Origin of the sequence: Aquimarina addita (assembly GCF_039539305.1) — a bacterium.
Lineage (GTDB): Bacteria > Bacteroidota > Bacteroidia > Flavobacteriales > Flavobacteriaceae > Aquimarina > Aquimarina addita.
In genome coordinates this window covers 1-569 of sequence record NZ_BAABCW010000082.1, presented here as the reverse complement: position 1 = coordinate 569, position 569 = coordinate 1, and the positions used below count along the sequence as shown (strand labels likewise).

The 569-nt window shown below is 38.8% G+C and carries 1 protein-coding gene; it reads left to right on the top strand.

From position 1 onward, the window contains the following. A partial coding sequence (locus tag ABD816_RS22245) for an AMP-binding protein (protein WP_344931125.1) occupies positions 1 to 569 on the top strand: 569 nt, incomplete at both ends.

Sequence of the window (569 nt, the reverse complement as noted above, 5' to 3'; positions counted from 1 at the left end):
TTAACCCCCAAAGAAGAACATCAGTTATTAAAAGTATTCAATGATACCCAGGTCGAATACCCAAAAGACAAAACGGTTATCGACTTGTTTGAGGAACAGGTCAAAAATAATCCCGAACATATTGCTGTAGTTTTTGAAGAAAACCAACTGAATTATAAAGACCTGGACAAACGTTCCAATCAATTAGCTCGATACCTACGTAAAAATGGTGTGAAAGGTGATGTGTTGGTAGGGATTTGTTTGGAACGCTCTATAGAAATGATCGTGGGCATTCTGGGAATCTTAAAAGCAGGAGGAGCTTATGTACCTATAGATCCCGAATATCCCAGCCAACGTATCAACTATATGATAGAGGATGCTAAACTGGAGGTATTACTGACTACCTCAAAAGCTATTAAAGCAGTGCAAGATGCTAAGCTAAATCAAATAATAAAACTCGATAGCCAATGGGAGGAGATCGCAATAGAATCGTCTAGAAAACTACCAAAAATCACATTGCCCAACCACCTCGCATATGTAATCTACACATCAGGGTCAACAGGGAAACCTAAAGGGGTAATGATTGAACA